This is a genomic window from Bradyrhizobium sp. (genome assembly GCF_049586575.1).
In the GTDB taxonomy this organism is placed as follows: domain Bacteria; phylum Pseudomonadota; class Alphaproteobacteria; order Rhizobiales; family Xanthobacteraceae; genus Bradyrhizobium.
Map to the genome: position 1 here is coordinate 1 of NZ_JBAVCF010000499.1, position 4075 is coordinate 4075.

Genomic DNA, 4075 nt, shown 5'->3' on the forward strand with positions numbered 1-4075 from the left:
CACCTATCCCCTGCTGTCGACGACCGCGATCTATCTGACCCTGATTTTCGCAAGCTTCGTGCGGGAACAGGCGCAGCGAAAGCAGGTTCGCGGTCAGTTCGCGCAATACATGTCGCCGGTTCTGGTCGAGCAGCTTGCGCAATCGCCGGAAAAGCTCCGGCTCGGCGGCGAAGAGCGCGAGATGACGATCATGTTTTCCGACGTCCGCGGTTTCACCACGATCTCGGAATCCTACAAGAGCGACCCGCAGGGCCTGACCGCGCTGATGAACCGGTTCCTGACGCCGCTGACCAATGCCATCCTCGCCAGGAAAGGCTATATCGACAAATATATGGGCGATGCGATCATGGCGTTCTGGAATGCGCCGCTCGATGACAAGGAGCATGAGATCAACGCATGCAACGCCGCCATCGACATGCTCGAGAAGATCGAGGAGCTCAACACGACGCGCGAGCAAGAGTCCAAGGAGGGAGGGCATCCCTTCATTCCGATCAATGTCGGCGTCGGCCTTAACACCGGCCTTGGCGTGGTCGGCAATATGGGATCGGATCTGAAGTTCAACTATTCGGTGCTTGGCGACAGCGTCAATCTGGCGTCACGGCTGGAAGGCCAATCCAAGGAATACGGGTTTCCGATCATCGCGGGCTCCAGGACCGCGCTCGCGGCGAAAGACGAGTTCGCCATCCTCGAGCTCGACTTCATCATGGTCAAAGGCAAGAAAGAGCCCGAGGTCATCTACGCCATCGCTGGACGTGAGGAAGTTGCCCGTTCGGCACAATTTCAGAGGTTGCGCAACCTGACCATCGAGATGCTGGCCTGTTATCGCAGTCGCGATTGGAAGGGCGCGCTGGCGTCGATCGAGCGCGGCCGGCGCGCCGACGAGGCCGGCACGTTAGCCTATTTGTACCGGCTCTATGAGGCGCGCATTCTCGACTATCAGAAGAACCCGCCACCCGACGACTGGAATGGCGCCTTTGCGCTGCTGACGAAATAGTCGCTGCGTTCACTGCAGGCCAACCAGTCTCACGCCGCGCCCGTGGCCCTCAATTCGTAAAGCCAGTGCCGCGCATCCCCGCATTGCTGGCGTGCAAGCCATAACATGCGCTTGCGTCCGCTTGTTCAGCGCCCGATAAAATGGGCGATCAGTGTCCGTAGCTGCGCGTGAAAACAAGAAGGGGAGATAACGCATGACAAAACCCACGGAAAAGGAAATCACAGCTATCGCCAGCGCCGCCGGGGTCCCGGTCGAGACGGAAGTGGCTGCACGAATCGCCAATTCTCTTGGGCCGGCGTTCGACAGTTTTGCGGCGATCGCCGGCACGCTGCCCTTCGACCTCGAGCCTTCGACGTTTGCTCTCGTTCAAACCGAAAGGGCAGCCCGATGAGTACCGAACCGGCCCTGATGTCATTGACGGCGGTTGCCAGTGCAATCGCGGAGAAGCGCCTTTCGTCGCGCGAAGCGACGCAATCCTGTCTCGACCGGATCGCAAAATGGCAGCCTCATCTGAACGCCTTCATGGCGATCGAGCCTGATGAGGCCTTGAGGGCGGCCGATGCCGCCGATGCAGCGCTTGCAAACGGTCGCCGCCGCGGGCCGTTGCATGGCGTGCCGCTCGCGCACAAGGACATGTACTACGAGGAGGGCCGAGTCGTGACTTGCGGCTCGCGCATTCGCCGCGACTTCATCGCCACGACGACGTCGACGGCCGTGCAACGCCTGAAGGACGCCGGAACGATCCGCCTCGGCTCCTTGCAGATGGCCGAGTTCGCCTATGGCCCGACCGGCCACAACGCCCATTTCGGCCCGGTGCATAACCCGTTTGCGCCGGACCATATCACCGGCGGTTCGTCATCGGGATCGGGCTCGGCGGTCGCGGCACGGCTGACCTTTGCCGCGCTCGGCTCGGATACCGGTGGCTCGATCCGGATGCCGGCGCATTTCTGTGGCGTGACCGGCTTGAAGACGACCGTTGGCCGCGTCAGCCGCGCCGGGGCGATGCCGTTGTCGCAGTCGCTCGATACCGTCGGGCCGCTGGCGCGCTCGGCGGAAGATTGTGCCGTGCTCTTGGGACTGATGGCGGGTGCCGACCCCGCCGATCCTACGGCGGTCGCTGGCTTGGTGCCGGACTACGCGGCAGCGACCGCAGAGGCGATGAAGGGTCTCACGATCGGCGTGCCCGGCGCCTTTTATGTCGATGATCTCGACGCGGAAGTTGCCAGCGTGCTCGATGCGACGATTGCCACGTTGAAGCGCGAAGGCGCCAAGGTCGTTCAGGTCGATTTGCCCGACCAGCGCCAGCTCTCGGGCGCCGCGCAGCTGGTGCTCGCGGTAGAGGCAGCCGCTTTTCACAAGCGCTGGATGATCGAGCGCCCGCAGGATTACGGGGCGCAGGTGCTGATGCGCCTCCAGAACGGGCTCGCGATTTCGGGGGTTACCTACCTCGAAACCTTGCGCTGGCGCGGTCCGGCGCTGGCGGCGCATAACGCGGCGACCGCCGGGGTCGATGCCGTCATCGCGCCGGTCTCGCCTGTGCCTGCGCCGACCATTGCCGAAAGCGATGTCGGTGGCGGTCCAGGCGCGGAAGCCGTGATCCAGCGGCTGACGCGCTTCACACGTCCCATCAACTATCTCGGCCTGCCGTCGCTTGCGATTCCATCGGGCTTTACCCGCAAGGGCCTTCCCGTGGGATTGCAACTGATCGGCCGCTCGTTCGACGAAGCGAAGCTGTTGCGGATCGGTGCGGCGTTCCAGCGCGCAACTGACTTCCACGAAAAGGCGCCGCAACTGCCTCTCGCATAAGGTGTTTTCAGAGATAAAGGTTTTCATCGTGGAACGCCGTGTTGTCTCTGTCATTGCTTAGGGCGGCCGGGACGCTCCTGCGATCATCGCCGCCGTCCGGGGATACCCGCTCGAATTGGCATGGTCACATCAGCCAATAATGGCTAGGTTTCCAACCAGCGCGGGGAGCACGCCGCGTATTACCAGGGGGAGTTTTATGTACCTATCAAGCGAAAGCCTTATCATTATTCTGTTCGTTGGCCTGGTCGCCGGCTGGCTGGCCGGCAAGATCGTGCGCGGCACCGGCTTTGGCATCATCGGCGACATCGTTGTCGGCATTGTCGGCGCTTTCATCGCCAGCTGGCTTTTCCCGAGGCTTGGCTTTCACATCGGCGGCGGCATCGTGGGGGAAATCATCTATTCGGCGATCGGCGCCATCATCCTGCTGCTGATCGTGAGGCTGATTCGGACCGGCGGCCGATTTTGACGCCAGTATGAAGGATCAGGCCGGCCGCGCCTTTGCCGGCCGGCCTTGAACTTCTGGCGCCCTTCCGTGACTTAAAAAGATGGGCGGTTTTGGCCGTCCGGCGCAGGAAAAAGCGTTTGGGTTGAAGGCATTTACGTTAATGTGACTTCATTGGACGCGGCTTCCGAAAATCGGTAATAATGCGCCGCGGATCGCAATTTTTGCTGGGCCGCGACCCCCAATGAAGAGATCAGGATAGATGGCAGCCGCTCCCGGTGTCCGGCGATCCGAACTCGGTCAAGCCTTGCACGCCTGCCGCACCGCCTTCATCGGTGTCGGCATTATGAGTTGCATGATCAACCTGCTCTATCTGACCGGGTCGCTGTTCATGCTCGAGGTCTATGACCGGGTGCTGCCGAGCCGCAGCGTTCCGACCCTGGTCGGCCTGATCATCCTGGCGGGCGGACTTTATGTCGCCCAAGGGGTTCTCGATCTGATCCGGGGACGAATCCTCGGCCGTGTCGGAACTTCGCTCGACGAGGCGCTCAATGCCCGGGTGTTCGATATTGTCGTCCGGCTGCCGCTGACCGTGGGCGGACGCAATGAGGGTCTTCAGCCGCTCCGCGATCTCGACAATGTGCGCGGCTTTCTCGGCAGCATGGGGCCCGGCGCGTTCTTCGACCTGCCATGGCTGCCGTTTTATCTCGCGATCTGCTTTGCATTTCACGTGCTGATCGGCGTGACCGCGCTGATCGGCGCGATCATCCTGGTGACGCTCACCGTCATGACCGAATTCATGTCGCGCGCCCCGGCGCGCCAGGCGCTGGGAC

The 4075-nt window shown here is 62.2% G+C and carries 4 protein-coding genes and 1 pseudogene; all 5 read left to right on the forward strand.

From position 1 onward, the window contains the following. Positions 1-994, forward strand: a 994-nt coding sequence (locus WB528_RS19110; protein ID WP_423889959.1) for an adenylate/guanylate cyclase domain-containing protein, incomplete at its 5' end; no start/stop codon positions are given. Positions 995-1187: 193 nt separating this feature from the next. Next, positions 1188-1385 (forward strand): hypothetical protein, encoded by a 198-nt coding sequence (locus WB528_RS19115; RefSeq protein ID WP_423889960.1) that lies wholly within the window; start codon positions 1188-1190, stop codon positions 1383-1385. Then, positions 1382-2800 carry an amidase gene (locus WB528_RS19120; protein ID WP_423889961.1) on the forward strand — a complete coding sequence of 473 codons (1419 nt, stop codon included), beginning with the start codon at positions 1382-1384 and terminating at the stop codon, positions 2798-2800. The genes WB528_RS19115 and WB528_RS19120 overlap by 4 nt, the downstream gene beginning before the upstream one ends. Before the next feature lie 196 nt (positions 2801-2996). After that, positions 2997-3266 carry a GlsB/YeaQ/YmgE family stress response membrane protein gene (locus tag WB528_RS19125; RefSeq protein WP_423889962.1) on the forward strand — a complete coding sequence of 90 codons (270 nt, stop codon included), beginning with the start codon at positions 2997-2999 and terminating at the stop codon, positions 3264-3266. A 238-nt stretch (positions 3267-3504) separates the two neighbouring features. Then, positions 3505-4075: pseudogene (locus tag WB528_RS19130) on the forward strand (type I secretion system permease/ATPase); the annotation flags it as partial.